The sequence below is a fragment of the Dietzia sp. Cai40 genome (assembly GCF_014145165.1).
Lineage (GTDB): Bacteria > Actinomycetota > Actinomycetes > Mycobacteriales > Mycobacteriaceae > Dietzia > Dietzia natronolimnaea.
This window is the reverse complement of sequence record NZ_JAALEB010000469.1, coordinates 1-4,567: the sequence shown is the minus strand read 5'-3', so window position 1 is coordinate 4,567 and position 4,567 is coordinate 1. Positions and strand designations below refer to the sequence as shown.

Annotated in this window: 6 protein-coding genes; all 6 read right to left on the bottom strand. The window is 72.4% G+C overall.

The window, feature by feature from the left end:
• A partial coding sequence (locus G6022_RS15750; RefSeq protein ID WP_182691979.1) for an AAA family ATPase occupies window positions 1-807 on the bottom strand: 807 nt, incomplete at its 3' end.
• A 9-nt stretch (window positions 808-816) separates the two neighbouring features.
• A complete protein-coding gene (locus G6022_RS15745) occupies window positions 817-1,746 on the bottom strand; it encodes an NAD kinase (RefSeq protein WP_182639299.1) in 930 nt (309 codons plus the stop codon).
• Window positions 1,743-2,561 (bottom strand): TlyA family RNA methyltransferase, encoded by an 819-nt coding sequence (locus G6022_RS15740; protein ID WP_277817761.1) that lies wholly within the window; start codon window positions 2,559-2,561, stop codon window positions 1,743-1,745. The genes G6022_RS15745 and G6022_RS15740 overlap by 4 nt, the downstream gene beginning before the upstream one ends.
• A complete protein-coding gene (locus G6022_RS15735) occupies window positions 2,561-2,776 on the bottom strand; it encodes a hypothetical protein (RefSeq protein ID WP_304814591.1) in 216 nt (71 codons plus the stop codon). Before G6022_RS15735 ends, G6022_RS15740 begins: the two co-directional genes overlap by 1 nt.
• A 10-nt stretch (window positions 2,777-2,786) precedes the next feature.
• Entirely contained in the window at window positions 2,787-3,785 is a 999-nt protein-coding gene (locus G6022_RS15730) for an HAD-IIA family hydrolase (protein WP_347237825.1), read from the bottom strand.
• A gap of 5 nt (window positions 3,786-3,790) precedes the next feature.
• On the bottom strand, window positions 3,791-4,567 hold a 777-nt coding region (locus G6022_RS15725; RefSeq protein WP_182610357.1), incomplete at its 5' end, for a hypothetical protein.

Sequence of the window (4,567 nt, the reverse complement as noted above, 5' to 3'; positions counted from 1 at the left end):
CCCCGCGAGCCGCTGCCGCAATTGATCCAGGACGTTGACGACCGGCTCCGCGGTCTCTCCGTCTCCCGTCAGGGTCTCGTGCGCCTGCCCGGCCACCTCACGCAACTCCTCCGAGTCGGTGAGACGCCGGATGACCGCGTCGAGCTCGGCCTCCTCCCCCGGTCTGGGGTCCAGGGCGTCGATCTCGTCGAGCCCGTGGCGCAGCAGGTCGGCCTCGCGGGCCAGCTCGCGGGCGCGCCCCGTGCGCTCTGCCAGCGACCTCTCGGCCTCACGCCACCGGTGGAAGGTCTCCCGGTACGCCCTGAGTGCGACCCGCGCCCGCTCGCCCCCGTGGGAGTCGACCGCCTCGCGCTGCCGGTCCGGACGCAGGAGCCGGAGCTGGTCGTTCTGGCCGTGGACCGCGAGTACCGGGGAACAGAACCGGGCCAGGGTGCCGGCGGGCACCGACCGACCACCCAACCGGGCCCGGGAGCGTCCGTCGGCGCCGACCCGGCGGGCCGCGATCACCGTCCCGTCCTCGTCGAGCTCAACGTCCGCCTCCTCGAGGAGTCTGTCGAGCTGCTCTCTGTCCTCGGAAGCCATCGTCGCCGCGGCGGCCAGGTCGAACCGCCCCTCCACCACGGCCTTGTCGGCACCGCGGCGAACCCGGCCCGGATCGGCGCGCCCCCCGGCCAGAAGCCTCAGACCGGTGACGACCATGGTCTTGCCGGCGCCGGTCTCACCGGTCAGGACCGACAGGCCCGGGGCGAAATCGGCCACGGCCTCGTCGATGACGCCGAGTCCGCTGATCCGAAGTTCCGTGAGCACGCACCCACCCTAGGGGAGGGGGCGGGCGGCGGACCGGCCACGCCACCCGGTCACCGGGAGTTCGAACTTGGTCACCAGTCGGTCCGTGAACGGTGAGTCGTCCAATCGCACCCACTTGACCGGCCTCCGGCCGCGCACCACCTCCACGCGGCTACCGGCGGGGGCGTCGACCAGCCGCCGCCCGTCGAGCACGACCACCGCGGGCCCCGACCGGGTCCCGGTCTCCACGGCGACACGCGAACTCGGCGCCACCACCATGGGCCGGGCGAACAGGGCATGGGCGTTGTTCGGGACCACCAGGATCGCGTCGAGCTCCGGCCAGACGATCGGCCCTCCCGCGGAGAACGCGTAGGCCGTCGACCCGGTCGGGGTCGACACGAGCATGCCGTCGCACCCGTAGTCGCTCACCGGTCGCCCATCGATCTCGACCGACGCCTCGAGGACGCCCTGCCGGGAGACCTTCTCGATACTCACCTCGTTGAGCGCCCAGTCGTGGCCGAGGACGGTGTCCCCGTGCATGACGGTGGCCTCGACCGTCATGCGCTCGACCACCCGGTAGTCCCGGTCGGCGATCTGTTCGACGACCCCGTGCAGCGAGGAGACCTCCGACTCGGCGAGGAACCCGACATGCCCGAGGTTGACCCCCAGCACCGGCACATCGGCCGCGGTGGCGTACTGACACGCCCGCAGGAACGTCCCGTCCCCACCCAGGACCAGGACGAGCTCGCACCCGTCGGCGGCGTGCGGAGTGTCGGCGACCGAGTCCACGCCCGTCCCCGTGGCGACGTTCTCACTCGTGTCGGCGAGCATCCGCACCGCGATCCCCCGGTTCGCGCAGGCGTCGACGACCTGGGCGACGATGGCGACGATGTCCGGCCGCTCGATATTGGCCTCGAGCAGGATCCGGCGGGGCGTCCCCTGACCTGTCATGTCCGTCATCTCGGCCCCTCCTCCACGGCGCGGTGGATGGCGTCCGACGCCTGGTGTGTCAGCTCCACCGGGGCGCCCGACCCGTTCTTGCGGAGATGGAGGAAGTACTCGACGTTCCCGGACGGCCCCGGGAGCGGGCTGGCCACGCAGCCGAGGGCCTCCAGACCGAGCGCCGCAGCGGCGCGCGCGACACCCGTGACCGCCTCGATCCGGAGGGCGGGGTCGCGGACGACGCCACCCTGGCCGACCCGCTCGCGGCCCACCTCGAACTGCGGTTTGACCATCGGCAGCAGATCCCCACCGGTGCGGACGCACGCGGTCAGTGCGGGCAGGACGAGCGGGAGGGAGATGAAGGACAGGTCCGAGACCACCACGTCCACCTCGCCCCCGATGTCCTCGGGAGTGAGGGATCGCACGTTGGTCTTGTCGTGGACCCCGACGCGACCGTCGCTGCGCAGGCGCCACACGAGTTGCCCGTAGCCCACGTCCACCGCCTCGACGCGGGCGGCACCACGTGAGAGCAGAACGTCGGTGAAGCCTCCCGTGGAGGCACCGGCGTCGAGACAGCGCGCACCGTCGACGCGCACACCGAAGGCGTCCAGCGCACCGATGAGTTTGTGGGCTCCCCGGGAGGCCCAGTCCGGTTCGTTCGACGCGGCGAGCGCGATCGAGGTGGTGGGCTCCACCTGGGTCGCGGGTTTGCTGGCCGCCACCCCGTTGACGATCACACGCCCGGAGCCGATGAGGTCCCGGGCCCGTTCCCGACTGTCACACATCCTGCGGCGGACCAGCTCGGCGTCCAGGCGCCTCCGTGTGACCGCCATCAGCGGGCGGCGTCCAGGACGGAGAGCGCTCGGGCGAGCAGGTCATGAGCGGCGTCCAGGGCCCGGACCTGATCGTCGCGGACCACCCCGCCGTCATCGCCGTCGGCCGTCGACGGCCCGACGGAGTCGGCGAGGAGATCGTCGAACGCCGAGCGGAGCTCGTCGACGTCCGGGCCCACGGGGCCTGGAAGTGGTGTCGGTCCGGGAGTGCTCACGCGGACCACGCTAGCCCACGACGAGTCCCGCATCGGCGAGCCGCGACCGCGCACCGTCACCGGGATCCGCGAGTGCGGTCACCCCGTGCAGCCACGCCTGACGGATGACGCTGCGCGCGAGGTCGACGCCACTCAACGTCTCCGGGATCCCCTGCAGGTGAAGAGACCCGTCCAGCACCCTCGCGTCGAGTCCGGCGGCCGACTCGATATGACTCGACTCGGGCGGCGCCGCGAGCGCCGAGAGGTCCCGGGCCAGGTGAGTGGCGCGACGACGCTCCTCGGCGACCAGCAGGTCGGCCGTCCCGTGGACACCGGTCAGGACCAGAAGTGAGGGCATGTCGGCCGCGACCGCCCCTTCGATGTCGGTGTCGAGCCTGTCGCCGATGACCAGTGGACGCGTCGCGCCGACGAGGTCGGCGGCGGCCCTGAGCACCCCGGCGGCCGGTTTCCCCGCCACGACGGGTTCGCGGTCCGTCGCCGCACGAAGCGCCGCGACCAGCGAGCCGTTGCCGGGGAGCAGGCCCCGCTCGGTGGGTAGCGTCGTGTCGGTGTTGGAGGCCACCCACGGAACCCCACGGCGGATCGCGAGGCACCCCTCGGCGAGGTCGCCCCAGGTCAGCTCGCGGGACAGCCCCTGGAGGACCACCTCCGGATGGTCGTCGGCCGAGAGGACGACCTCATAGCCCGCCTCCCTGGCGAGGTCGCGGAAGCTGTCGTGGCCCACCACGAGAACCCTCGCGCCGGCGTCGACGTGATCGACCAACATCATCACCGCCGCCTGGGCACTCGTCATGACGTCGGACGCGCGGGCGGTGAAACCCAGGTCGCGGAGGTGTGCCGCGGTGTCGGCGGGAGCACGGCTCGCGTTGTTGGTCACGTAGACCACCGGGAGCCCCGAGGCGTCCAGTGCCTCGGCCGCGCCCGGTACGGGCTCGGAACCGCGGATGAGCGTCCCGTCGAGGTCCACGAGAAGTGCGTCGTGCAGATCCGACAGAGTGGCTGGTGACACCGGGGTCAGTCCTCGAGCTCCGCCAGGCGCGACTCCGCGTCCGTGTGATGGTCAGGGTCGGCCGCCACCGCATGGCCAAACCATGCGGCGGCCTCGTCCTTCCGACCGGACGCCAGCAGCACCTCCGCGTACGCGTAGTCCAACCGTGCCGCCTCCTCGCCCACCGCCGCCGGATCGGCTCCGGCGTCCTGGAGGGTCACCAGGGCGGCATCGAGCTGGCCCATGTCCACCCGCGCACCGGCTTCGACGATGCGCAGTTCCACGAGGTCCTCACCGGAGACCTGGCGGGACTCCTCCCCCCGGGCGAGCTCGATGGCCTTCTGCGGGCGCTCGAGACCCCGCTCGCAGTCGGCCATCATCGCGAGCAGACCGGGACCTCCCGAGATCCGTCGGGCCGCACGCAGTTCCCCGAGGGCCTCGGACCACTCACGGGCCCGGTAGGCGAGCACTCCGAGGGTCTCCCGGACGACGCCTATCCGCCCGGCGCGATTCTTCGCGGCCCGCCCGTGGGCGAGGGCCAGCTCGGGATCGTCGTCCACGAAATGCATCGCCGCGACCAGGTGCCGAGCCACCAGCTCGGCGTTCGCCTTGTCCAGCCCACGGAGGTCCCGCCTGATCTCCATGTCGAGATCTGCGGCCTCGATCTCGTCGGGGAGGGCCGGTTCGTCGACCCGCGCTGCCTGGCGGGCGTCCTGACCGGGGCGACCGGCGGATCGCCGGTCGTCGAACTGCCGTCCGCCACCGCGCGACTCACCGCGGGACGCCCCACCGCGGCGGTCGGC

Excerpts from the sequence above, each read along its gene's own strand:
- G6022_RS15745 (WP_182639299.1), bottom strand. The coding sequence starts at position 1,746 with ATGACGGACATGACAGGTCAGGGGACGCCCCGCCGGATCCTGCTCGAG.
- G6022_RS15740 (WP_277817761.1), bottom strand. The coding sequence starts at position 2,561 with ATGGCGGTCACACGGAGGCGCCTGGACGCCGAGCTGGTCCGCCGCAGG.